Below are 25,161 nucleotides of genomic sequence, written 5' to 3' on the forward strand. Positions count from 1 at the left end.
CTTTGAACACAGCTCAGGGAGTAGTATCAGGGGTAAAACTAAGGTTAGCCCACTTGCAAACCGAAAGATGAAAGCCTTGTTGAGTAATTGTGCTAGTGCAGCAATACAGCATGACCCAGAGCTCAAACTATATTATCAGCGTAAAATAACGGAAGGAAAAGCTAAAATGAGCATTCAAAACGCCATTAAGGCAAAATTAATTAATCGCGTTTTTGCAACTGTTGCCAGAAAAAGCAAATATGTTCCAATCATGCAGTATAGCCGAACGGCCTGAAATATAAATCCAAATTGATAATATTCCTTGAACATTTTTTCTCACAATCCCCTCTCAATTACCATGGAGGGGTTGTGAGAAAAATGTGGAGCTCTTACGAAGCTAAAATTGAGATTTCTTAAAAAAATTATATGCCAAAATTTGTTTTGATCTTAGAATTCCGAGCGGTCATTTCTTTGAAATTCGATTTCATAAACTTGTTTGAGGTGAGATTCAACAAGTTTAACGACTGGCTCTCATTATTAGTTTAATACAATCCAAAACATACTCTTATTTCTGAGAGAGGATTCTCTACTTCCACGGTCAGGTACTCGTAAAAAGATTCAGCAAAAGAGTATTTTATCTCACTCAGATTGATATCATTCCTCTTAAATTCGTGGACAATAAAAGATTCAACCTTTCTTTTGGTTGATCTCCACTGACGTAATGTCCCTTCCGATCTTAGACCTTTCTTAACCTTTTTTGTAAAAGACTTAATGAAATCTGTGAATACCGGCACCAGTGTTTGCAGAGCAACAGGTTCACTTTTCGATTGTTTGTCATAATGGACCGGAAGCCCCAGGTAGACGTTTTTGAGCATTGCGCTTGTAATCTGTGCATGCAGCGTTTGCAATACCATAAAATGACGTTCCAGATCGGACTTAATTTGCAGGATCTTCTGGTTGGTGATTTTAGCTTCCATACCGCCTTCGGTCACCAGCTTAAGCTCATTGTCCCAGAACTGAGGATCTACTTTCCTGCCAAGGGAAATCTCGTCCTCTCTGCCTTCAATGGTAATCCGGGCATAAATGGGCGCTCTGCCGTCTTTGGTTGCCTTGGCTTTAAAAATCCAAAGCAAAATTGAGAGTTTCTGATTGCTTTTCATTCTTCACACTTTTAAGTTATCAAATCGTTTTTCCGGATATACCGGAACGAAACATTGATTTCCTCAAAACCACAACACATCAGCTGTTTTCGGAAATTCGGTTACCCAATTTACAAATTCAAATGGGTAACTGAATGGGTAACCGATTTCTTTGGTTTACCTTGATCGTGAATGAACTGCTTTTTTGTGTAAAATACTGATTACCAGTACAGTTTAAACAAAAAAAGCGCACCTTAGTGCGCTTTTCGTGATCCCACTGGAATCACAATTTATGCACAAACTCTATTGATTATCAATAAGTTACAAATTGCATTTTAGCAGGTGACTGAATTGGTGACCGATCAGAATGAGTTGATTAGATCAGCTCTGATTCATTCTCTATGATAAATTTAGTCATTTTGGTTGTTAATTACAACGCTCAATTTCGTCTTAAAGGTCTGATTACTGTCAAATGGGTAATTATAAAATCTGACCGCTACACAAAGTACTTCATTCTTTAAATGAAAGTCTACCGTAAAAGGCAACTAATCACCTCTAATAAAGTTCTAAAAATTACGTAAATAATTACATATAAATTAAAACAAAATTCAGTTTAACGCGTCATATATACAACGAGAAGTCATTTATGGCAATGATCTAACACTAGCAGTTTCGACCGTAACAAGTGATACAAAGTGGAGAAATACTCATTTAAATGATGTAGAGGATCGTGAGCGTTGAATGTAAATCTCCACTTGATCTTTTTTACTGATAGGATCAGTTTGTATCTTCAGCTGCTTGCTGAAGGTCTTCTTTTATAAATTCCCAGTATTTTCCCCGTAGACAAATAGGTTCAAAATCTTCATCTGCCTTACTGAAATCTTTGAAGTTTTGCTGAATCAGCTCTCTGTCATGGTTATATTCGTAACGTAGCCTATGGAGCTCTAACATTTCGGCAATACTATATTTAGGCAATAGCTCATGCAAATCCCAAAAATCCTTTTTTCTTCCGCCTCGCTGCACTACATCTATTTTCATAGCTATTATTTCCTCAATAGTTGCTAGTCTAATATTGTCTTCCAATAAAGCGGGTTGTATAAATGGATCTGTATAAAAAACATCCAGTTTGACACTATTGTCGCTACCTGTACCGATGACGTAAGACTTTCCAATCGCAGCAGGCATATCAGAAAAGTTTCCTACGTAGGTAAATGTGTCCCTAAGAATAGTCTCTAAAACTTTAAAATCTATGCTGCCGTAAGGAGCATCAGTAAACAGGTCTATATCCACAGAGATCCGATGCCCAACCTGCAAGCTCAGCGCCGTACCGCCAACTAGTCTGAAATCATCAAACTCTTTAATATTCATTAACGAGAGAAGGCTTTCCCTCAGAAGATTATTCACGGTGTCATAATACAACATGGCTATCTTTTACAATCCTTGTTTATGCAACGAAAGAGGCTTTCTTTTTTCAGAAACAAGTACGGATTGAATCTTTACCTTTCCATAGAATCTTGTAATCTCTTCCTTTTCTTCATCATTTCCGCGTTCAAAAACCCTTCTAATTACGGCCGTAGCCTGCTTCTCCCAATCTATGCGACTGATATCCGTATCCCAAAATAGCGCCTTTCTAAGAATCGATAGATTAGGTACAAGATTTATCTGTCTCTCCTTTTCTTTCCTGATATCAAAGAACGCCTGTAACATTACAAATACACCCTCCTCAAGATCCAGTTCTTTTTCAATTCTAAGCGCAAGGGAAGTCGTGATACTGCGTTTTCCTTTAATGATCGCATTAAAGCTTTGTGGATATTCAGAAATTGACATCGCAAATGGGCGCTGCTTGAGCGACCGCTTTTTTAGCTCGCGTTCAAGAACAATTCCTGGGTGAATGCCTCTATACTTTTCAAACCGATTTTCCATGATACAAATATAAACATTTTTGCTTACATCTGTGTCGTGTTTTTGCAAAAAATCAGCTGATAACACAAAAAACAACAGTGGGGTAAATTCTTCACGCCAGTTTTTACGCGGATGTGTTCGGGCGCGCTGGACGAGGTTGGATACGGATTGATACTACATGTCAAGCAATTCGGCAATTTCGTAATCATCCAGATTTTGATAAAACTTTAGATACAAAACCTCCTTCTCCACTAAGGAATCGCATTAATAACATGGTTCCGTTGCAAAAGTCGCTGCTGCTTCCGTTTCCGACTGAAGCCATTGATCCTGTATGGAAAATGTGACCATAAAATGATAATCATCCGCCTTGGACTCTTTAAACTGGATGTTATCATTACCTCTCGTCGAACGATGTATTTTTCGCATCAAAGAAACCAGCAGATAGGTATACAAAGAGGCCCTGGAACAGTCTTTTACCAATTCCTTATAATTGGTAAGCTTTCTTCCATAGCCGATAAGGAATATCGCTTGATCATACCCGTAAAAGCTTCGGCATCACCCGCGCGGACTGCTTCCCACAAAGCACTATCTGATAATTCGGATTGCAATGACATATCGGAGGAGCCTTTCCCAGGAACTGAAACAATGAATCATTATTGAACAAATTTAATAATTTTCATTCTCAATCCTCGGGGATTTAATCCAAAATCAGTAAAATCTGTTCTATTGATACACATTTCGTCCATTTGCTCAGCCAACTGAACGATAACTCTCGAATCCCTAATAGTCTTTTTCTAATAAAGTGGTAAGTAAAGAAATTGGCCTGGTTACCGGAGCGTTACCCCACTTTTTAGAACAACCATGCTACCTGTGCAAGTTTCTCAAAAATCAGGATGGTGAGTTTAATACTTACAAGATCAAATTTTAGCATCACTATGGTTTTTAAGGATTTTGAGTTTGAAATAAAAATTGGATTTCTGGAATGACTATGTCACCCTTTCAGGGTTATGAACTGAATGTTTTCTCGTATTTCTACAAAAATATCATCCCTTCGGGATTATCCATAAACTTAAACAACTTCACTGTTTAAAGGGTATTGCTGAAAATTAAGACCATAATCAACTTTTCACGATAAAACTAAAATTTTTGAAATAATGAGATCAATATACACTACCTCATTGATTCTGAATGGATTCCTTTTGGAGTCGACCGCCTTTGCCCAGCGTAAGTTCGCATTTCCCGCTATTGTGGCTCCGTTTTACGGCATACCAAAACCGCAACACCCGTCATACTCTGGGAGTATGACGGGTGCGGAACACAACGCCCTTGAAAGATAACCTTTATCAGCATAGGTTTTGTCAAACAGTTGTTCAACGCGTTTTTTTAATGTGTTTAGAATTGCGATCATCCACATTACATTTGGTCAATAAAAGGATGATACTTCTCCCTTTTCATTACAAGCATACTTTTTGAGCGCTGTGATTTTCATTGTTTTATAGTAAGGGACAAGGAATCCTGTTTAAAAAAGTACTTTGAAGCAATCAAAATGCATATCCCGCCAATTATATAAGCAATGCACAGCGTCGACAATCCGTCCGAGAGGCCGAGTGTAGGTTTGAGATATCCCAGTAAAAACGGTGCCATGGCGCTCGTTACAAAGGCAAACATGGATATCAACCCTATCGAAGTGGCCCGGAAGCCTGGAGCAATTACAGAAAACAGGGTCGTGTATAAATTTGCTTCATAGACTCCTCTAAAAAATCCGAAACCACAAAGGGCAACATAAGTAAAGAAAGGCGTCCCAGTCTGACCCAGCATGAAAATAAATGGCGCCCCGCAGATCAATCCCATACTTTGGATAATTAAACGTCTGTGGTTGCCACCGAGCGCTATTTTATCAGAGTACCAGCCACCTGCCAGCACACCGGCAAAAGCAAAAACATGATGATAAAACATCGAAGAAAAGCCTGCTTCTGAAATAGAAAGACCGAATTTTTCATGCAAGAAAGTGGGCATCCACGTCAGATACCCCACGTTGACAAACACCAGGCATGCGAAAGCGCCGCCGAGTAACAAAGCGGTTGGCTTTTCGAAAAGAGCAAGAGCTGCCTGTTTAAGAAAGGTTTTCCGATCGGTTACCGTCGCGGTCTGCGACACTGGAATGGTCGGTTTAAGCCGCCACGCCAACACGGCCGCCAGTACAATGCCAATGCCTCCAAACAGATAAAATGTATTTTTCCATCCGTAGGCCTGTGCAACATATCCCCCAACAATTCCACTTAAGATGACGCCTGCATACAGAGAAGTCTGGTGCACCGACATGGCCAGTGCCCTGGTTTTCTCATGATACTCACCGATCAGCGCGTTGGCAGCGGGTGCGTAAAACGCTTCTCCCCCGCCTACTGCAATGCTTCGGAATAATACCAGATGTATCAGGGTAATACTGGTACCAGTCAGTAAAGTAGCTGCACTCCAGAAAAGCACACTGAAGTAAATTATTTTTTTACGACTGAACAGATCTCCCGCAAACCCTGCAATAGGTATAAATATACCGATCGTCAGAACAAAAATCGAGGAGACCAGGCCGAGCTGAGCATCTGTCAGACCGAGGTCAGCTTTTATCAGCGGCATGGCAATATTGAAGATTTGCCGGTCGGCCTGGTTGAAAAAAAAAGCAAGCCAGAGCCAAACCAACATTTCCCACTTATAGAGAATTTTAATTTTCATGAGTTGTTCATTAATGCATCATACCGCCATTGACATCGATCGTGGTTCCGGTAATATAATTACCACCTTCACCACATAGAAAGGCCACAGTCAGTCCGATGCTTCTGGGTTTGCCGATACCCAGCGGAATGGATAAACTCAGTTTTTCGATCCCTTCGGCTCCGTGCGTTTTCAATAATAATTCTGTTTCTATCAATCCGGGTGCGACGGCATTTACGTTAATTCCCAACGGTGCCCCGGTGCGTGCGAGGGTTTTTGTAATACCCAGCATACCGCTTTTCGTTGCTGCATAATGCACATGACCAAACAGGGCTCCCCTTTCGCCAACGACAGAACTGATATTGATGATCCGTCCCGATTTCTGTTCGGACATAATTTCCATGGCTTCCTTGGAGCATAAGAAACAGCTGGTTAGGTTCGTATTGATAATGTAGTGCCAGTCTTCCTCGGTAGCCGCAAAAATATCCTTCGCCTGCGAAGTCCCGGCATTGTTAACGAGAATGTCCAGCTGTCCGAAATTATCCCGGATCGCTTTGAACATGGCACGCACTTCTCCGGCCATGCTCACATCTGCATCAGCGAGCATCACGCGCCTCCCCATCGCCTCGATCTGAGAGGCGATCGCCTCTCCCTCATAATTCAGTTTTTTATCATTTATAATAATATCAGCACCCTTTTCTGCCAGCACAAGTGCAATGCCTTTACCGATTCCCCGGGCTGAGCCCGTTACGAGTGCTACCTTTCCTTCCAGTTCCAATTTCATGTAAATCCTTAGCTATTTCTTTTTGTAAAGCGCAACAAGGACCTCTTGCGGCTTGATCGTACCAGGTAATTGCTTGTTACTGCCATCAACGGTGGATACGCCCGTTAACGCAAATCCTTTCACATTCAATTTTATGTTTTCAGGAGCGGCATTGTCATTCCAAAGGACAACCGCCATCAAGTCGTCTTTTACATAAGATTTGGAGACTATCCTTTCGTTTTCATTCATCAGAAGTTCTTCATCCGAAAACTTACCCTGTCCAAGAATATCCCAGTGTTTTTTTCTTAGCGCAGTTATTTTGGCCGCATAGTTTCTCCATTGCGGGGTTCTGTCCTCCAGCACATAATCAACGTCGTCCAGGTAACGCAGTTCCATTTCCAGTCTTAACCCGAAGGTGAGGGCATAATTGGCCACTTGCGGCGTGATGTAGGGAAATGGATTCCGGATCGTGATCACCGTGTTGGGGAAACAGTAGCGAAATAGTTCAGGGTAATTAATGATAGCCGCAGATTTATCATCCACCAGTTTCAGGCGGGTACCCTGGCTATCAGCATTTGTATTGATCCCATGAAGACCGTCGGCAAATTGCGAATATACATCGGTTATGTGCTCAGTAAAAAAAGCATATTCAGGATTGATTTTCTTGGTCTGCACCTGGATCTTACTTAGTAACTGTAACCGTCCCTGAGTATAGGAAAGCGATGGCTTACCTTTGAAATGCGCATGCGATTCGTCGAAACACGGGTTTGGCGGCATTCCGCCTATCTGGTCATACAATATTCCATTGGGTCCGTATGCATAAATATCCTGTGCTTTTTCAGTCATCAGATCATGCCAGGCCGTGCTGGTGGGGCAAACTGTAGAGAATGTTTTCGAGGTAAACGATCTTAAAAACTCACTATTGCTCGCCTTATTGTATTTTTCGTAATATGGAACCCCCCATATCGATTTCGATTCCAGCTTATGACCCGTGCTCTTGTAATACGGAGAAGTTACATCCATCAAATGCCCCTGATAGTATAACGTCACATGTCCACCAGCCTGCTGCACCTTCTGAATATTTTCCTTTAAGGCAGATGCTCCGCCCAGCGAACCGCTGACATCAACATCCGGGTACATATTGTCGTGCCCGCTATCATACCAGCCAAATAACCCCAGTGCATCACAGCCGTGTGCCTTTGCCAGTTCATGCAGCTTAGGTAGTTTTTCATACCGCCACATTTCGTCTCCGAACTGCTGTTTGTTGATTACCAGGAAATAGCCCATCATGTCCCTCACCCAGGGTGTAGGAGCATAATCTTTCCGCCAGGACGATGCCCACCTCGCATAATCATCAGCCCCTTTTCGCCACGAACCGGTATATAGCATCATGACCGATTGCGGGCTTTGCCATTTTTGGTTGGTTTTGACAAAAGACAGCCTGTTGATCGTCATGGTAATAGACCCCGGCTCTTTTTTGCTGCCTCTCACGCTGAGCACGCTCGAATAAAATTCCGCATCCCGCCCTGAGAAGTAAAGACATTCGTGTCCGTCCACCAACGACATCCACTGCATACTCGCGTTACCGGGGTAGTTAATGCTTTTGGCATTGGGCTCTTCCCTTGTATCGCGCATGCCAGTGAGCAGATCGCCAATATTGGTGCACCATTCACCTGATTGGTTGGGCCATAACAAATCAGGCTTTCCGACACCTAGTGTTTTGATCACGCCCAGCTGAGGATATATAAAATCGGTAATCATCAGATCTTTCTGGCGGTTATCGATTTCAGCATCGAAAGTCAGTTTTCCATCCTTCAAAGCAATCGTCAACTCCAGGGATACATCACTGGTTGCGTCCCTGGTCACGATTTTATCGAGGATAACTACCAGAGCATTGCCCGTTTTTTTGATCCGGTATGTTTGTTTTTCCGGAAAAACAACATCTTCCCAGTTTCCACCGCGCTGCGCCACCATTTTAAAAATTCCGCTGGAGGCATGATCGATGACGTTACCGTATTTGTTTGTTTTGTTTTCAAGATGAACGATCCGGGCTGATGCGTCCAAGGTCAGTTTGAGCTGCGAATCTTCAATCGTCCAGTTTTTTGCGTTGTCTTGCGCCTTCGTCTCCCGAAAAGAAGTCCACAAAAAAACCGACGCGGAGGCTATGAGTATGGCAATATAATTTTTCACTAATAGCTATTTGATAAGTAAAACCATTGTTTAGGCCAGATAAGAAAATCAATATCCCACATTCTGATCCGCATTGGAAAGTGCTGAATTTGCGCTGATCTCGGCAGCCGGAATCGGCAGGAGTTTCGCCTTTTCGTTGATCGTTTTCCCCTGTAATTTAAGAATGGCCGGAAACTGACCAGTTCGCATCAGATCAAACAAACGCTTGTTTTCAATCACAAATTCAAAACCTCTCTCCCGGAGAACAGACTCCCTGAATGCGGCAAGCCCCAGACCTGTGGGAAGATCGACCGTAGAGACGGCATTGAGTGGTTGGGAATAAGCGCGCCGCCTGACCTGATTAACAGCCTCGTAAGCAGCTGCTCCCGGAGATCCCTGCGCCTGCGCGCTAGCTTCCGCATAAATCAGCAGTACATCGGCATAACGGTGTACAATCGGATTAATCGGACAGTTGCCTTGCGCAGATTCCGAAGGTGAATTGTACTTCCCAAAAGCGGGAAAGGGCCTCGCCGTTTCAAACAAATTAATCAGCTTCCCCGATCGACTGACAAATTCGTTGTATACGGTAAAAGCTCTACGATTATCGGAAGCATCCCATTTCTTCCAAATATCCGATTGCTGTTCAACCGACCACACGGCTGCGCCCAGAGCAGTATTGGGATTATCGGCCCCGCCTCCATGTGCATAGGCAGCAAAGCTTGTCCCGATCTGCGGGCCATCAAATTGTATCGAAAATATGATCTCTTTGCTGTTTTCGTTGGTCGCTGAAAACACCTGCTTGAAATCCGGCAAAAGTGCATACTGTCCCGATTCCATTACTTCTTTCGCCTTATCCGCCGCCAACTGCCAGTTTTCCAAGGTTAGGTACACCTCTGCCAGCAAAGTCTGAGCGGAACCCTTGGTAACACGTCCCAGCTGCGCGCCGCTCCTGCTGAGCGGTAACGATTTTTCCGCTTCTTTCAAATCACTGATGATCTGTTCATACACTTGTTCCTTTGTTGATTTAGGTGTATTGGTTTGTCCAGGCGCAGCAATTTCCGTAGTGGTAAGCGGAACGCCACCAAAAAGACGTACGAGATTGAAATAGTTATAGGCCCGAATGAAATAGCATTCTCCGATATAGGCAGCACGAAGCTCCTCGTTCATTTCAATCGTTGCAATACGTTTAATACCGGTATTGGCCCGATTAATACAAAGGTACATCTGCCGCCAGGAATTGGTCACAAAAGTGTGGTCTGCTGTCAGGTTAAAATTGTCTACCGCCTGAAAAACCGGATTCCGGCCAATGGTCACCTGATCGTCGGCCAAAAGGCAAAGATTGTAGAACTCATAGCCAAAATAGGAATTGGACAGAAAAGGCTGATAGGCGGCATACACAGCGGATTCGGCATCGGCAGCCGTTTTATAGAAATTTTCCGTGGAAATAAAGCTGAACACTTCTTCCTGAAGAGAATCGTTACAGCTGCTCAGGCCACACCCGAAAATAAGTCCGGTAGCGAGCATTGTTCTTTTGTACGTATTGATAATCGTTTTCATAGTCGACAGCTTTCTAAAATTAAACAACCACCTTCTAAGAAGGTGGATTTTGTAAAAAGGTGAAGGCATAGCCTTCAATAGCTCATTCACACTTAGTCGAACAAATTGAAATGTTGACCATTATTTTCTTCTTTCTTGTCCTCTTCTTCCTGATATTTTACATATCGGCGGATTACATCTTCGTTAATACCAACTGTATTGACAAAGTACCCCCGTGACCAAAAATGATTACCCCAGTAGGGCTTCTTCTTCAATTGAGGATAATTTTTGAATAGTTTAATGGCTAATTTCCCCTTCAATCTGCCCATTAGTAACGATACAGAAACTTTAGGAGGAATCGAGATAACTAGATGAATGTGATCCGGTTGTATATTTAGCTCTATTACTTCACAACTTTTCCACTCACATAACATCTTGATATCATGATCGACCAGCTCCTTAACCAAACCATTTAGAATCCGAAATCTATATTTTGGAGTCCAAACTATGTGATAGTCGCATTTCCAAACTACATGGCTCTGTTTCTTGTATTTGCTCATAAAGCAAAGATAACTGGCAAAGCCAAAAGTACATAACCACCTGCAAAGCAGGTGGATTTATAAGATCAATTAAAAACCAAGCTTAATACCCGCAGTAATTGTTTTTGCCGAAGGGTAAGCCCCTACATCCACGCCCTTCCTCAGATCGGCCCCACCTGTAGAGCTCACTTCGGGATCAAACCCTGAATATTTTGTCCATGTCAGCAGGTTCTGACCGCTCACATATATACGCGCATCGCGAATCCATTTAGAAATTTTATCGCCAGTCGGGATATTGAATCCAAGCTGAATATTTCTCAGGCGAAAGTAGGATGCATCTTCAAAAAAACGGTCAGAAACCAACGGGTTTTTAATGGATGCACGCGGATAAAGCGCGTTCGGATTTGGGTTTTCACTGGTCCAACGATCCTGCACTTCTGCAAGCTGGTTGGCCCCGCGGGCAAAGGCATCGCCAATAGAATATTTATTTGCATTGAAAACCGTGGCACCATGCACACCCTGAAAAAGCAGATTCAAGTCGAAACGGCCATAGCTCAACTGAGAGGTAATACCATAAATAAAATCCGGATTCGGTTTGCCTAGTATGGTACGGTCGCTCGTATTGATGGCGCCATCGCCGTTCAAATCCAGGTAACGCTGGTCGCCTGCTTTCAATCCCGGCATCAGACTCGAAGCATCCTGATCGCTCTCCCACAAGCCATCCGTCTTATATCCATAAAACGCCGAAATAGGTTGGCCTTCTCTCACAATATTAACGGGTACATCAATGGGTGAGCTAAAAGATGGAGCAAAAAACTCACCACTGGCAACGGCCACCTTTTGTACTTTATTTTTATTGGTCGAAAAATTCACACCCGCATTCCATTTCAGGCGGTTCCTTTCCACAAGAAGCGCGTCGACACTGACTTCGAAACCATGGTTACGAATTGATCCCGAGTTGAGCAATATGCTGGCAAATCCGGAAGATATAGCGACAGGCACCTGTGCAAGCAAATCGGTGGTGTTTTTGATATAATAATCCAGCGTTACATTAACCTTCCGGTTCCACAAACTTGCGTCAATACCGGCATCATACTGGGTAGTTGTTTCCCAGCGCAGTTCCGGATTGGGCATGGTTGTAACCCCATAGCCAATTTTCCGAGACTGGTCTGAACCAAAGATAACAGATACTGAACTGAGCCGCGCCAGCGAATTATAATTCCCTATTTCCTGATTGCCTGTTCTTCCAGTACTCGCCCTTAGTTTCAAATCATTGATCCAAAGTGCCTTTTTAACAAATTCCTCCTCAGAAAGCCGCCAGGCAATTGCTGCCGAAGGAAAAAAGCCCCACTTGTTCCCGTTCCCGAAACGCGAAGACCCATCAGCACGCGCCGATACGGTGAAAAGATACTTGTCATTGAGTGAATAATTAACCCTGCCCAGCCAGGAAAGAAGCGAGTTTTTGCTTTTGTCAGATCCTGGCGCATTGATCACGCCGCCTGCACCCAGATTATCCGTTCCAAAAATATCGCTTGCGTAGTTTTGTGAACCCGCCGAAACGCTGGTACCGACACTGTTTTGCATGGTAAAACCGGCCATCGCATCGATACTGTTTTTATTACCTATTCTTTTTTTGTATGATAAAATATTTTCATTCAGAAAGGTAGTGCCGCCATATGAGGACACCGATGCCTGCCCATCAGAGCCAATCAGTACTTTTGACAAGTACTGGTCCATTCTGGAATTGGAATTATCGGCGCCGAGACGGACACTAAAAGTAAAGTCCGGACTGAGTATATAAGTCAGATTGGTGTTGGCCAGAATTCTCGTTGAAACATTGTTGCGGAGGAATCCTTTCGCCAGCGCGAGTGGATTATTCCATTGTGGTTCCGCTGTCGGGACCTTTCCAAGCGAGTAGTACGTCCCATCTTCATTGTAAACCGGGGCTACCGGAGGCGCTGCCAGCGCCATGTACATCACACCATTCCAGGTTCCCAGACTACTTCGTGCACTTTCTTCCATCGTTCTGGATAGGGTGATGCTCGTCGCCAGACTGAGTCTGGAATTAATATTATTGTCCAGGTTAAGGCGGAGCGACCCTCTTTTAAAACCCGACCCGGTCACGATCCCTTTCTGATCGAACCAGTTGCCCGATACAGCATAGCGGCTGGCCTCAGAACCTCCTGAAAAACCGAGCGAATAATTACTGACGCTGGCTTTCCGCATAATTTCATCCTGCCAATCCGTATCGGCTGTCCAACTTCCAGGCGTAGCAAAAGGTAAAGTCGCACTGCCGATGTTACGCGCCCGCTCATTGGCAATTTCCATGTACTGCCGGGCGTTCAGCATCGGAATTTTATTGCGCACAGACTGTACGCCCACATAGGCATCAAAATCTACCCGTCCAGCCGCAGATTTTCCTCGTTTAGTCGTGATGATCACCACGCCATTGGCTCCCCGGGCTCCATAAATCGCGGTTGCGGAAGCATCCTTCAAAACTTCCATAGAAACAATATCATTCGGATTGATCGACGAAAGCGGATTGGAAGGCTGCGTTTGGCCATCATTGGATCCGATACTGTTGTACACGGGAAATCCGTCGATGACATAAAGCGGCTCATTTCCACCCATCACTGAATTTCCACCACGGACGCGGATGCTGATCGCCCCACCCGGCGCAGAATTGGACTGAATAACCTGAACGCCCGCCAATCTCCCCTGTAATCCCTGCTCGGCAGAGGTAATAGGCATTTCCTTAATGGCCTGTGCATTAACGGAGACAATGGCGCCAGTCAGGTCCCGGCGTTTTTGTGTTCCATATCCGACCACAACAACTTCATCAAGGGCATTATTTTCGGCGGTGAGCATGAGATCGATCACGGATTGCGAACCAACAAGGATCTCCTGGCTTTGAAAGCCCACAAAACTGGCAACCAAGGTTGCCCCGGCAGGAGCCGAAATGGCATATTTCCCTTCTCCATCGGTCGTCGTTCCGTTCGTAGTACCTTTGACAACGACGGTAGCCCCCGGGAGGGTAATTTTGTCCGGTGCAGATATTATTCTTCCCGTAATCATTTGCTGGGCCAAACTTTCCCCGCTGAATAGCCCCGAGGCAATAAGTAGCGTAAGGTATAAGAGGTAGCGTTTTCTCATTGTGAAATGGTAGTTTAAGGTTTTATCCGTTAGTAACTATGTCGCAATAATAATAGGACTTTTTATATAAAAAAATATATATTTTCATGCAACCGATGCCGCAATCGGTTGCGGAAATAATTATTTTTTCATGGCTGCTTAATCACTAATTTTATGGATTATTTAAATTAAAAACCCGAATAATGAAAAAGGGAATGACCACCATATATGACATCGCAAAAGCCCTGGACATTTCAGCCTCGACAGTCTCAAGGGCGCTGCGAAATCATCCCGATATCAGTAAAGCGATGGCTGACAAAATAAAACTCACTGCAAAAAAGCTGAATTATCGTCCCAACACCATTGCTCAAAGTTTGAAGGAGCGTAAAACGAAGGTGATTGGAGTGCTGCTTCCAGAGATCGTCAGCCACCGCTATATGTCTATTTTGAACGGTGTTGAAGACATCGCATTCCGAAAAGGCTATCAGGTCATGGTGGCCAAGTCCGGCGAAAGTTACCAGCGGGAAGTGATGAACATAGAGTCGTTATCGGGGCAGGTGGACGGTATTCTGGCCTGTATTTCTCAGGAAACAAGGAAATACGAGCATTTCAAGAATGTGAAAACCCATAATATTCCATTGGTGTTTTTCGACCGGGCGGCTGATAGAGTACCATCTTCCAAAGTAATGCTCAACGAGGAGTCTGTTGTGTATGCGCTGACAGAACATTTAATCAAATCAGGCTATCAGAACATTGCTCTCCTCACCGGCCCGGATCATCTCGGTTTTTGCCGTAGCCAGATCAAAGGTTACGCAAGTGCAATAGTCCATCACGGCATCGAATTGAATCAATCCTTAATCAACAACCACGGACTCGACTTTCAGCAGGGGCGACTGGCGTTTCACCAGACCATGAAGCTGAAACCGGGTGTTGATGCAATTATCGCCGCAAATGATCCTGTGGCGATGGCGGTCTATCTGGAAGCTCAAAAGGCTAATATACAATTGGGGATACAGCTCGGTCTGGTATCTGCCGGTTCAGACCCTACTTTCGGGTTTCTGACACCGCCGGTTACGAATACGCATCCCAAAGGTTTCGAAATTGGAGGACGGGCCGCCCAGCTATGTATCAACGAAATAGAAAAACAGGGAGGCATATTCAAGTTTGAAAAAGAAATGATTTCAACAGACCTGGTCATCCGCCAGTCCAGCACGAGGGTAAACCATGGCATGGTAGTGAGTTCATACAGCAAATATCTAAATCAGATAGACAGCCAGGATCCGCTGGTGTATATATACTGAGAAGCTTATTCAGAACAAAAAAGATGCTCTGCTTAATAGACCCTATCACGAATTATATTGCAAGACAATTTTGCTATCGGCTTTCAGCAGTCGAAGGGGGCAGCCCCTTTCGTCCGAAATGTTGTTCCTTTCATTAATCTGACAGCCGAAAACCAGAGCGATCCCACCGACTGCCGATAGCACTGCAAAAGAAATCGTGGTAAGGTTAAATGTTTCGTGTAAACAGCTACATCTTCATTTCAAACGCTTTGATTTGCTCCCGGATCACTTCGTTCGTCACCGCTGTTTGTGTCAGATATCTATAAGCCTTACGCGCCACAAAACTATTCTGATCGTTAAGTAATAAGGCGATCGTCTGGCAGGTAGCAGTATCCGAGATTTTGTGCGCAAAAAAAACATCCAGTACATTACTGATAAGTTCAGGATTAGCAGATTTTAAAACCTGTGCAAGATTGACAATAGCCGGTTCACTCAGCTGCGGGGCATCTCTGAACTTCGCAATAATTAACTTTTTTATCGCGTAACTATTTTGAGCCAGCTTATCGCCTAATGCCATCTGCACGGTGTCGGACTCCAATTCTTTCGCATCAAATGAGTTTAACGCCCTTTCAGCCAAATTATAACCACTATTACCGATGAAACCTATCAGTTTTTCGCGCAGGCGGGGCGTTAAAATAACAAAGCCGCGAATGTGATTCAATGCCCAGATTTTATCGGCCGGATCGTCGCTTTCCAGAATTCGCAAAATCAAATCTGCTGAAAGTGATTTTTTAGTCAAATCCTGTATTTCTTCCTGCGTTGGACCATAGACGACGTGCCACATTTTGTAAGTCGTGTAAGCCGCACCGGGAACGACATAATCCAGTACATTTTTAGCTGTCGCGGATGAAACTGCGTCAACATCATCTTTGTTGTCCCTGATTTTGGGCCGCGGAGCCAATTCGCTGTAAGACAAACTGGCAAGCGGCAACAGCGGATCGGCCAGAAGAAAATCCAGCCTTTCGTACTCCGCTTTTTTAAATGGTTTATGCTTCGCTTTGCTTAAAAACTCCCCCCTTGGCAATTCAAGTCCCAAATATCTCCCAGTAATATTCCAGTAAAGCGTACATTTCAGCAGCCTGCATTTATTATCGAAACAGACACTTGTCCTGATTTTCCTGTAATAGCGAAGCGGATAACCGTCCTGGGACAGCACCTGAAAAATAGTATCGGTGGCAATGGAATCCTGATCGTCTGCCAAAAAAGGCATTAACCTGCCCGGCTTCCCGGAAACGGTCGCTTTCCTGAAATACCGAATTTGCCCGAAACCATGATACGAAACCAGCAGTAGCAGCAAAGGCAAAACACATCCTGCCCGAAGGCCCCTTCCGAAACGCATAAAAACTCTTTAAATGATCCCTAACAGAAATTACCCTTTTTGATTACTATTGGGAACAATACCGCCGTGCTCCTCGATTAATTTTCTGAGATCATTGATCGAAACTTCGAGTGGCGTTTTGTTCTGTATGTTGGCCAATACCGCGGCCGCGCCTGCCGCCTGTCCCATGCCCATGCAGGATGCCTGCACACGAAGGGCTGAATTTGCCAGTCGGTCGCTACTTACACAGCGTCCGGCAACAATAAAGTTCTTGCTGTTTTTAGGCACCAGGGCACGAAGCGGAACGGTGGGCACAACACCTTCCTTTAAATGATCAGGCACAACACCGTTTTCGTCGTGAACGTCGATCGGATAGTAAGAATACGAAACAGCGTCTTCAAATACTTTGCCTGTGACATAATCGACCTCGGTGATTTTGTAATGCCCGTCGATCCGATACGTTTCACGTACGGCTGTTTCATTCTGCATGTCTACAAGCTTTATCTTTTCGCAGCCAGGTAAAGTTCTTAAAAACCGGAGTGTTTGCAATAAGGAGGCCCTGCCTTTCAAATTTGCCAGCGTATGCGTTTCAGAAGTAGTAGAGTCGGCACCCATCACATGCTGTATATTGTCACCTCCGGTTCTCAGCAAACCAACGATGTTATTCCTGAAATCAGTTTTGATCAATGTTCCTTTCTGAATCTCTTCCTGGTATCTTGCCTGGATCATCTTCAGGTCGAGCGATTTGAAATCATAACCACCCAGTTGAAACTGCAGTGTTCCCGGTTGGATAACCGATTCTCTTAAAACGTCAAATCCGGCAATCGACGCTACGTAGGCATTTCCCGTACAGTCGATCAGCTGATTGCAGATGATCTGGGTATTGGTTCCCTTTCCTACCGTTTCCACAATCCAGTTTCCCTTTTCGAAAGAAGCACTGACCGGGGTTTCATAAAACCTGAGCTGAACACCGGCTTCCACACATTTCTCCTCGATCAGCACCGCATACAACTGCCCGTTCAGGCGAACCTGATGTTTGGGATGCTGCTTACCATGGGGAACCGAAAAATCAGGCAAGGTATCGTCGTTCAACGAAACCGCCTCCTGCACCATTTCCCAGCCAATTCCGCCAATCACCTGTTTTCCCCAGGCAAAAAAGATACCAGGAAAAGCAACGCCTCCCGTTGTTGTAGTTCCGCCGAGCTGGCTACCATTTTCAACCAAAATCGTTTTCCGGCCTGCCCGGCCAGCCTGTATGGCAGCTACAACACCAGCAGTACCGCCTCCTACCACCAATATGTCCGTTTTGATCGTTTGCTTCTTTACCTTATATGGTTCCGCCAGTACCTCACCTTTTGAAACAGAAGGTGAGATCATGCCAAGAGAAATGGCTCCCAGGCGGGTCAATGCTGAACGTCTTTTTAATTTATCCATGAGTTCTTATCTTGTTGTTTTGAATTCAGAAATAGAACATGTAGCGTAACTATTTCAAAGATATCCGTTACGCTACAAGGTCTCAGTAGCCCGGATTTTGATCTTTGGCAGGATCGAGGCTTTTGTTATAGTTCATTTCCGACACCGGAAGAGGCCATAAAAAATGTTTATCGGCGATGGTTTTACCGGTTGCGGCGAGCACCGCTTCTTTCGCTTTACCCGTTCTTTTCAGGTCAAGCCAGCGCTTTCCTTCCAGCTGAAATTCATAGCTCCGTTCCGTCAATACCAGGTCCAGAAATGTCTCCGCGTTGTAATCAGTGAGTTTGAAATCAATATCAGAAGGAGTAGCGGGCGATTTTCCGAATGCACGTCTGTGAACCATATTCAACGCTTCCAGACCGGCTGCCGTGGGACCGTTCCCTGCCCTGGAAGATGCTTCCGCGTAGGTGAGCAACACGTCTGAGTAACCGTACACCGGATCATCATTCCCTGCACCATTCTGGCTTACAGCAAGTTGATCGATAAATTTCGAACTCACCACCGTATTTGCTCCCAGTCCAAAATTGATCTTGTCCCAGAGTGCCTTGCGCAGATCACCTGCATTCCAGGATTTGTAGTAGTTGCTGGTAACGTCCAGATACAAAACATATGCCCCTCCAAAACTGAACAGTTTCGTATCGGGATGGTTGCTAACCCAAAGCATGTAATTTCCCTGGTTTAGCTGTCGGGCATATTTCAGATAAAAAATCTCCTCCGAAGTTGAAACCAGTTCCGGCCCCCACACTTTTAGCTGAAAGTCCGATTTTGTCGGTGTTGACACCAATGCAAATTTATTGGATTGCATCACCTCACCGGCTTTATCCCGGGCTTCTGCAAATTTACCCTGCGTAAGGTATACATCGGCCAGCATGGTTTTAGCTGACCATTTTGAAGGCCTTCCGGCAACAGCAGGATTGTCGGGAAGACCCGCCTCTGCTTCACGTAAATCCGAAAGGATTAAATTGTAGACCTCCTCTGAATTACTTTTTTTGAGGTCCGCAATGTCCATATTCGCTTCGGTTCTCAGGGGAACGCCAGCCCAGTTACGCACTAGTTGAAAATAATTAAAAGCACGCAGAAACTTCGCCTCTGTCACATATTTGTCTACATCGGCCTTGCTGATCGCTTTTCCATTTGGTGCATTTTTAATAACCAGATTTGCGTTGCGGATACTGAGGTAAAATGCATTCCACAAACCTGCTACCCGTGTAATGTTTGCATCATCGAGGCCCTGAAAATTATGAAGCGGCGCCCAGCTGCCACGCCCGTTTGTAAAGTCGGACTGGCACTCGAGTGTCGCTTCGTAAACAGAATAATTGCTGCTGCGCAAAGGAGAATAAATGGCATTAACAGCAGTTTCAATCTCAGCAGCGGTATTGAAAAACGTTTCCACCGCAACAGATTTTGGTTCTTCTTTTAGTACATCCTCGCAGGAGACAAGCAGACTGCAACCCAGTACGCTCAATACAAAAAGTCCTGTTTTGTATAGAATGTTCAAATGTTTGATCAATAAAATTTTCATATAGGATATTTTCTAAGTGAGGCTTTTTCAAAATAAAAACATGAGCTTTTTCTAGAAACCAACGCGTAAACCGATAGTCACCGTTTTGGCTATAGGGTAACTGTAAAAATCTACCCCTTGCATCGTAGAGTTGCTTCCTCCCTTTGAGTTTACCTCGGGATCCCACCAGGAATACTTTGTGAGCGTAAGCAGGTTTTGTGCACTGGCATACAGCTGAGCTGTCCTTATCCATTTCGCTTCCCATTTTTGCAGCGGAAAATTGTAGGCCAGCTGGATGTTTTTCAGGCGCAAATAAGACCCGTCTTCCAGATACCGGTTGGAAACCCTCGCATTAACGCTGTTGCTGATAATCGGATATTTCGCGTTTGTATTGGAAGGGGTCCAATGATTTTGATAAACCTCCTTGGGCATGTTTAGCCCAAAACCATAATCGATGGTGCTGCTCATGCCGCTGGTGTTGAACAGCTCATTTCCGCTAACACCCTGCACAAAAAGAACGAGGTCAAAGTTTTTATATGACATACTGGAATTGATCCCGTAGATAAAATCCGGATTCGGGTTGCCTATATAGGTTTTGTCTTTGATCGTGATACTGCCATCCCCATCTGTGTCCTTGTATTTTATTTTACCTTTTTCATCATAACCGTCCTCCACATAACCCCAGAACTGACCTATTGGCCGGCCCTCACGCAAGATATTTGTCACATCATTGATCACCACCACATTGACATTACCTCCCAGAACATCCAGTCCGTCATTCAACTTCACCACTTTGTTGCGATTGAAAGAAATATTGGCATTCATGTCCCACTTAAATTCTCCCGTCAGGATACGCCCGTCCAGCCCCAGTTCAAAGCCTTTATTCTGTACTTCTCCAATGTTCCGGATCGTGTTACTGTATCCCAGGGATGAAGGCAGCGGTACACTGTTGAGCAGATCCCGCGTGTTTTTTACATAATAATCTGCTGTAACGATAAGCCTGTTTTTCAATATGCCCAGATCAACTCCCACATTTTTTTGCTCGGTCGTTTCCCATTTTAAATTTCCTGGTAGAGTCGTTCCAGGGCCGTAGGTGCTGTACAATGCATCACCAAAAACGGTTTTACCGGAATTAAGCTGGTTCAGTGTTGCATAGGCATCAATGGCCTGACTGCCCGTGCGCCCCCAACTGGCCCTCAATTTAAGGTCGGAGATCAACGGGTTGTTTTTCAAAAATTCTTCACTGGAAACACGCCAGGCGAGTGCAGCCGACGGGAAATAACCCCACTTATCGCCTTCGCTGTACTTGGACGCTCCATCCCTGCGTATGCTAATCGTGGCAAGATATCTGCTGTCGAAAGAATAATTCAGTCTTGCCAGATAGGATAATAGCACGGACTTCGTGTAGTCCGATCTTGGAATACCCGGGGTAGCAGCAGAGCTAAGATCATAGGTCTCGGTTACGTTACTCAGAAAGCCGACTCCGCTTCCGGACAATGCTGTGGACAGAAAATCCTGATAGGTAAAGCCAGCTACCGCAGCAATATTATGTTTTTCTCTGATGGTCTTGTTGTAACTGATTGTATTTTCGCTCAATAAGCTCGTGAACTGACCTGTAGATACCGATGCGGCCCCGCTTGACCGAACAAAATTCCGGCTCGTGTAATTATCTGAACGATCGTCCCGGTTTTCAATGCCACCCGCAATTTTAATGGTTAGTTCTTCAATAGGCTTAAAAATAAACGCCGCATTGAGTAAAGCCACATTTGCTTTTGTCTTGTTGTTTTGTTCATTAATAAAGTTGATCGGGTTGATCAGATCGGTGGCGACAAAAGGATAAGCAGTGGCCAGGATCCTGTAGCTGCCATCTGCGTTATAGGGGGTCAGAGAGGGTGGCGCGCCTATGGCCGAGGAAATCATGGAAGTACCGCGGCCACCGCCCTCACTGTCTTTCCTGGATGTAACCAGCCGGCTTAAAGTCCCGGCAAAATTGACACTGAATTTTTTACTGATTGTGTGACTGATGTTGGTCCGCAAGGAATATCTGTTGTAATCGCTCCCTTTCACAATACCATCCTGATTAAACGTGCTTCCGGAAATAGAAAAGTTCGTTTTTTCATTTCCTCCACTAACATTCAAGGCGGTTGTTTTCATTGATGTCTGCCTGAAAATGAGGTTCTGCCAGTCGAACCCTTCTCCCATTCCATCTATCTGAGCCTGGGTAAAATAAGGGTTCAGTTTGTCGTTGGCCGCCTGTTCGTTATAAAATGTTGCGTACTCGGTTGCATTCATCATATCAAGCTTCTTGCGGAGCTTTTGTTCACTATAACTCGTTTCAAAATCAACCCGTGTTTTTCCTGATTTCCCCTGTTTTGAAGTAATCAATATAACTCCGTTTGCACCTCTCGATCCATAGATTGCCGTGGCAGAGGCGTCCTTCAACACTTCCATACTTTCTATGTCAGCGTTATTCAAAATCGTCGGATTACTGCCGCTGATCGGAAAACCATCCACCACATAAAGTGGCTCATTGCTGCCGCGAAGCGAATTTGTCCCCCTGATACGCACGCTGATACCACCACCCGGCGCACCCGTATTCTGCAAAACCTGAACCCCTGCCGCCCGGCCGGAAAGAGCCTGCAATACGTTAGTTGCCGGATATGCGTTCAATTCTTTTGACTTCACCTGGGAAAGCGAACCTGTCAGGTCACTCTTTTTAACCGTTCCGTAGCCAACCACTACGATTTCATTCAGGCTTCTGTTATCTGTCTGAAGTGATACATCTATGGAAGTTTGCGAACCAACTGCCACTTCTTTTGACATATAGCCGACAAAACTAAAAATCAATACAGCGTTACTTTCAGGTACTTCCAGTTGGAATGAGCCGTCCGCGTCTGTGGTCGTACCACGTTGCGAACCCTTCATGACCACACTTACCCCTGGTAAGCCCTCCCCTTTTTCATCTGTTACCTTACCTTTCAGATTCAGATCCGTTTTCTCCGGCTCCCCCGTTTTGCTCATTAGAATTAATTCCATTCGCTTATCGATGGCGGCTCTCGCTGGACTATAACCGGTTCCTTTCATATCAATTGCTACCGGATTTACAACAGATTGAGGCGCTTCAATTCCCTCGGGTTTCTTTTTTATAACAATTGTTTTATCAATAATACTAAAAGTCATGGGCTGTCCCTTCATGACTTCATCCATGATCTCCTGGACGGATCCGGCACGGACGTTAATTGTAACTCTGTTTCCCTTTTTTACGACCTTGTTGTCGTAAAAGAATTTATAGCCGCTTTGCTGTTCTATGAATGAAAAAACCTCGGTAAGCGGTTTGTTCTTCACCGTCATGGCAATTTTCTGGGAAAAGCCTGCTGCTGATACATGAAGGCATAGTATCGTTAGAATAAAGGCCGTCAACTTCATCACCAATAATATTTTAGAAAAATAACGCCTATACATATACGGCATTTTTCTGTGTACAAAAATTTGCATACTTTTGATCAGGTTTGGGATTAAAGATTGTTTTTACGCAATAACAACAATGACCCTCTTTCCGCTTTTCGCGAAAAGGGCTTTCAATTCCGGGCACATCCGCCGTTTCAGGTCGCATCTGAAACGGCTTTTTGTTTTCGGAAGATCTGACAATCACACTTTACTATTTCTTCATAGATTCCGGGTTTAAGTTTTTAACAATTTGGGTTTAGACCTAGTCAGTCACAATTATTTTTTTCCCTTCCACGCGAAAATGGACATCTCCCATTTCCAGAATTTTCAAGACTTTGGACAAACGGGCAGTTCTCTCAATCTGCCCGACGAATTCGTGGTCTTTGATCGGCGAGCCATAAACCACCTCCATGTCATACCAGCGTGAAAGCTGTCGCATCAATTCTGGCAGCCCTACATTATCGAACCGGAAAAACCCATTCTTCCAGGCAACAACGGCACTTGCGTCAACTTCTTTCACGTTAAAGCTGCTGGCCTCAGTTGCCTTTCGTCCCGATGCAATTAGCTGAGACTGCTGACCGGGTCGTAGTAAAATGCCCTTTTCTAAGTTTCCAGCCATCCTGACTTTGATGCTCCCTTCGACAAGGGTTGTCTTGATATTTCCTTCGTCCTTGTAGCTATTGATATTAAAATGAGTACCAAGAACCTCGACTAACTGATTCCCTGACAATACTTTAAAGGGAACCCTTTTATCACGAATCGTCACCTTGGCAACTTCAAAATACACTTCACCCATAATTTCCACCACCCTATCATTCTCCGGAAAACTAGTTGGAAAACGAATGGAAGATGCTGCGTTCAACCAGGCTTTGGTGCCGTCTGGCAACCTTACCTGATACTGTCCCGCTTTTGGCGTCGTGATCGTATTATAACTTAAATCTTTACTGCCAGTTTTCCTGCCCAAGGGCTGGTACACCACCTCACCGGAACTGGTTTTCAGGATCGTCATATTCCCCTCCCGGGCAAGCTCCCCGTTTTTTTCTTTATCCAACATAATCTCGGCACCACCGGCCAAGGTAAGAATGGCTTTATTGTCACCAGGGGCTGTGTCGGCAGCATAGGTGATCTCTTTGGCTGTGGGAACCTTGGGCTGGTTATAGAAAAAATAAGCGCCCAGCGAGCATAGCAATAGTATGGACGCTGCGATAGAAGTATATCTGAACATCCGCCTCATTTCGCCGGTTTCGACCGTTTCGGGCAGTTTGTAAACCGGTAGCGCTTCCCAAACTGCATCCAAATTGGTCTCCAGTTCTTCTGCACCAATCGCCTTCCGGTCCGTTTTGGCCAAATCCAGGTACCAACTTTCCAGCAGCGATTTCTCCTGCTCGGTCAGTGTACCTTCCCGGTATTTTTGAATTAATTCCTTTGCCCGTGACAATTCCATTTTCGCCGATTTACTGCTTGTGTAAGTAAGACGGCCTGGAAGACTCCTGGTAGTAGAAGAATATCAAAAAAAATTAAAAAAATTAGATGAAAGTTAAAAACACAGTGATTATGAATGCAATATCCAGTTTCACCCGTAAAATATGCAGTGCGTTGTTTACCTGTTTTTTAACTGTTTTGTCAGAAATATGGAGTTCGTCCGCGATTTCGCTGTACGACAGATTTTTCTTTCGACTCAATTCAAATACCGCTCTCATTTTCGGAGGAAGCAGTGCAATTTCTCTCTCAATGAGCGCTGCCAGTTCATTTTCCCTTAACTGATGATCAGTAACGCATTCGCCTTCTTCGATAAATGTAGCAAGAGAATCAATATAGCGTTCCTCCACTTTTTTGTGCGCGATCACATCAAAAATGCGGTTCCGTATTGCCCCATACAAATAGGACGACAGGCTGACTTTCAAAACAATTGAATTCCTTTTTGTCCACAAAGCTGTGAAAAGCTCCTGCAACACATCCTTGGTCTCCTCCTCGCTGCCCAAAATCCTGTAAGCATGCATAAACAGGACACCCTTATAACGCTGATATATCTCTCCAAAGGCCTGATCGTCGTCCTCTGAGATGAGCGTCATTAACTCCAAATCGCTATATTCCTGATAAGCATTCATGGGCACCAAAAAGACAAATATATAATAAAATAGTTATATATATTGATCCGACTCTTATCAAATTGTTGTTTTGATTTTGAAAGGTGCTAACGAAAGTTGGTTGTGAATA

At 44.5% G+C, this 25,161-nt stretch carries 19 protein-coding genes; 3 read left to right on the forward strand and 16 right to left on the reverse strand.

All coding sequences use genetic code 11. The features are described 5' to 3' along the window. The coding region (locus RB622_RS24925; protein WP_308049466.1) for a transposase at window positions 1-274 on the forward strand (274 nt) is incomplete at its 5' end. A 247-nt stretch (window positions 275-521) separates the two neighbouring features. Here the strand turns inward: RB622_RS24925 and RB622_RS24930 are convergent. From RB622_RS24930 to RB622_RS24945, 4 genes are all read right to left on the reverse strand, one after another. Further along, entirely contained in the window at window positions 522-1,139 is a 618-nt protein-coding gene (locus RB622_RS24930; protein WP_308049468.1) for a phage integrase SAM-like domain-containing protein, read from the reverse strand. Window positions 1,140-1,895: 756 nt separating this feature from the next. After that, window positions 1,896-2,486 carry a nucleotidyl transferase AbiEii/AbiGii toxin family protein gene (locus RB622_RS24935; protein ID WP_308049469.1) on the reverse strand — a complete coding sequence of 197 codons (591 nt, stop codon included), beginning with the start codon at window positions 2,484-2,486 and terminating at the stop codon, window positions 1,896-1,898. Window positions 2,487-2,549: 63 nt separating this feature from the next. Continuing rightward, on the reverse strand, window positions 2,550-3,041 hold the full coding sequence (locus RB622_RS24940) for a DUF6922 domain-containing protein (RefSeq protein WP_308049471.1): 492 nt from the start codon (window positions 3,039-3,041) through the stop codon (window positions 2,550-2,552). A gap of 243 nt (window positions 3,042-3,284) precedes the next feature. Continuing rightward, window positions 3,285-3,500, reverse strand: a complete 216-nt coding sequence (locus RB622_RS24945) for a hypothetical protein (protein WP_308049472.1) — start codon at window positions 3,498-3,500, stop codon at window positions 3,285-3,287. A gap of 674 nt (window positions 3,501-4,174) precedes the next feature. Between RB622_RS24945 and RB622_RS24950 the strand changes: the two genes are divergently transcribed. Further along, entirely contained in the window at window positions 4,175-4,357 is a 183-nt protein-coding gene (locus tag RB622_RS24950; protein WP_308049473.1) for a hypothetical protein, read from the forward strand. A 148-nt stretch (window positions 4,358-4,505) separates the two neighbouring features. On the opposite strand, the gene RB622_RS24955 is transcribed toward RB622_RS24950, so the two are convergent. From RB622_RS24955 to RB622_RS24980, 6 genes are all read right to left on the reverse strand, one after another. Continuing rightward, the gene (locus RB622_RS24955) at window positions 4,506-5,747 is read right to left on the reverse strand and encodes an MFS transporter (protein WP_308049474.1); all 1,242 of its coding nucleotides are present in this window, start codon (window positions 5,745-5,747) and stop codon (window positions 4,506-4,508) included. A 10-nt stretch (window positions 5,748-5,757) separates the two neighbouring features. Beyond that, window positions 5,758-6,510 (reverse strand): 3-oxoacyl-ACP reductase family protein, encoded by a 753-nt coding sequence (locus RB622_RS24960; RefSeq protein ID WP_308049475.1) that lies wholly within the window; start codon window positions 6,508-6,510, stop codon window positions 5,758-5,760. Between the two features lie 12 nt (window positions 6,511-6,522). After that, window positions 6,523-8,679: a DUF6259 domain-containing protein gene (locus RB622_RS24965; RefSeq protein ID WP_308049476.1), complete on the reverse strand. Its 2,157-nt coding sequence runs from the start codon at window positions 8,677-8,679 to the stop codon at window positions 6,523-6,525. Window positions 8,680-8,727: 48 nt separating this feature from the next. Then, window positions 8,728-10,215 (reverse strand): RagB/SusD family nutrient uptake outer membrane protein, encoded by a 1,488-nt coding sequence (locus RB622_RS24970; protein ID WP_308049477.1) that lies wholly within the window; start codon window positions 10,213-10,215, stop codon window positions 8,728-8,730. Between the two features lie 92 nt (window positions 10,216-10,307). Beyond that, the gene (gene tnpA, locus RB622_RS24975) at window positions 10,308-10,754 is read right to left on the reverse strand and encodes an IS200/IS605 family transposase (RefSeq protein WP_308049478.1); all 447 of its coding nucleotides are present in this window, start codon (window positions 10,752-10,754) and stop codon (window positions 10,308-10,310) included. 69 nt (window positions 10,755-10,823) lie between these two features. After that, the gene (locus tag RB622_RS24980; RefSeq protein WP_308049479.1) at window positions 10,824-13,886 is read right to left on the reverse strand and encodes a TonB-dependent receptor; all 3,063 of its coding nucleotides are present in this window, start codon (window positions 13,884-13,886) and stop codon (window positions 10,824-10,826) included. Between the two features lie 182 nt (window positions 13,887-14,068). On the opposite strand from RB622_RS24980, the gene RB622_RS24985 reads away from it, so the two are divergent. Then, the gene (locus RB622_RS24985; protein WP_308049481.1) at window positions 14,069-15,166 is read left to right on the forward strand and encodes a LacI family DNA-binding transcriptional regulator; all 1,098 of its coding nucleotides are present in this window, start codon (window positions 14,069-14,071) and stop codon (window positions 15,164-15,166) included. A gap of 226 nt (window positions 15,167-15,392) precedes the next feature. On the opposite strand, the gene RB622_RS24990 is transcribed toward RB622_RS24985, so the two are convergent. The 6 genes from RB622_RS24990 to RB622_RS25015 all read right to left on the reverse strand — a co-directional run bounded on the left by RB622_RS24990 (window position 15,393) and on the right by RB622_RS25015 (window position 25,052). Continuing rightward, complete coding sequence (locus RB622_RS24990) at window positions 15,393-16,544, reverse strand: hypothetical protein (RefSeq protein WP_308049482.1); 1,152 nt, start codon at window positions 16,542-16,544, stop codon at window positions 15,393-15,395. Window positions 16,545-16,574: 30 nt separating this feature from the next. Continuing rightward, entirely contained in the window at window positions 16,575-17,957 is a 1,383-nt protein-coding gene (locus RB622_RS24995; protein ID WP_308049483.1) for an FAD-dependent oxidoreductase, read from the reverse strand. Window positions 17,958-18,039: 82 nt separating this feature from the next. Next, entirely contained in the window at window positions 18,040-19,518 is a 1,479-nt protein-coding gene (locus RB622_RS25000) for a RagB/SusD family nutrient uptake outer membrane protein (RefSeq protein ID WP_308049484.1), read from the reverse strand. 51 nt (window positions 19,519-19,569) lie between these two features. Then, a complete protein-coding gene (locus tag RB622_RS25005; protein ID WP_308049485.1) occupies window positions 19,570-22,923 on the reverse strand; it encodes a TonB-dependent receptor in 3,354 nt (1,117 codons plus the stop codon). Between the two features lie 283 nt (window positions 22,924-23,206). Further along, window positions 23,207-24,388 (reverse strand): FecR domain-containing protein, encoded by a 1,182-nt coding sequence (locus tag RB622_RS25010; protein ID WP_308049486.1) that lies wholly within the window; start codon window positions 24,386-24,388, stop codon window positions 23,207-23,209. An 82-nt stretch (window positions 24,389-24,470) separates the two neighbouring features. Further along, complete coding sequence (locus RB622_RS25015) at window positions 24,471-25,052, reverse strand: RNA polymerase sigma-70 factor (RefSeq protein WP_308049488.1); 582 nt, start codon at window positions 25,050-25,052, stop codon at window positions 24,471-24,473. Between the last annotated feature and the right edge of the window lie 109 nt (window positions 25,053-25,161).

This window comes from Dyadobacter sp. LHD-138 (assembly GCF_030929615.1).
Lineage (GTDB): Bacteria > Bacteroidota > Bacteroidia > Cytophagales > Spirosomataceae > Dyadobacter.

Excerpts from the sequence above, each read along its gene's own strand:
- RB622_RS24970 (WP_308049477.1), bottom strand. The coding sequence starts at position 10,215 with ATGAAAACGATTATCAATACGTACAAAAGAACAATGCTCGCTACCGGA.
- RB622_RS24960 (WP_308049475.1), bottom strand. The coding sequence starts at position 6,510 with ATGAAATTGGAACTGGAAGGAAAGGTAGCACTCGTAACGGGCTCAGCC.
- tnpA (WP_308049478.1), bottom strand. The coding sequence starts at position 10,754 with ATGAGCAAATACAAGAAACAGAGCCATGTAGTTTGGAAATGCGACTAT.
- RB622_RS24940 (WP_308049471.1), bottom strand. The coding sequence starts at position 3,041 with ATGGAAAATCGGTTTGAAAAGTATAGAGGCATTCACCCAGGAATTGTT.
- RB622_RS24990 (WP_308049482.1), bottom strand. The coding sequence starts at position 16,544 with ATGCGTTTCGGAAGGGGCCTTCGGGCAGGATGTGTTTTGCCTTTGCTG.
- RB622_RS24980 (WP_308049479.1), bottom strand. The coding sequence starts at position 13,886 with ATGAGAAAACGCTACCTCTTATACCTTACGCTACTTATTGCCTCGGGG.
- RB622_RS24930 (WP_308049468.1), bottom strand. The coding sequence starts at position 1,139 with ATGAAAAGCAATCAGAAACTCTCAATTTTGCTTTGGATTTTTAAAGCC.
- RB622_RS24950 (WP_308049473.1), top strand. The coding sequence starts at position 4,175 with ATGAGATCAATATACACTACCTCATTGATTCTGAATGGATTCCTTTTG.
- RB622_RS25010 (WP_308049486.1), bottom strand. The coding sequence starts at position 24,388 with ATGGAATTGTCACGGGCAAAGGAATTAATTCAAAAATACCGGGAAGGT.
- RB622_RS24985 (WP_308049481.1), top strand. The coding sequence starts at position 14,069 with ATGAAAAAGGGAATGACCACCATATATGACATCGCAAAAGCCCTGGAC.
- RB622_RS24995 (WP_308049483.1), bottom strand. The coding sequence starts at position 17,957 with ATGGATAAATTAAAAAGACGTTCAGCATTGACCCGCCTGGGAGCCATT.
- RB622_RS25000 (WP_308049484.1), bottom strand. The coding sequence starts at position 19,518 with ATGAAAATTTTATTGATCAAACATTTGAACATTCTATACAAAACAGGA.
- RB622_RS24935 (WP_308049469.1), bottom strand. The coding sequence starts at position 2,486 with ATGAATATTAAAGAGTTTGATGATTTCAGACTAGTTGGCGGTACGGCG.
- RB622_RS25015 (WP_308049488.1), bottom strand. The coding sequence starts at position 25,052 with ATGAATGCTTATCAGGAATATAGCGATTTGGAGTTAATGACGCTCATC.
- RB622_RS25005 (WP_308049485.1), bottom strand. The coding sequence starts at position 22,923 with ATGAAGTTGACGGCCTTTATTCTAACGATACTATGCCTTCATGTATCA.
- RB622_RS24955 (WP_308049474.1), bottom strand. The coding sequence starts at position 5,747 with ATGAAAATTAAAATTCTCTATAAGTGGGAAATGTTGGTTTGGCTCTGG.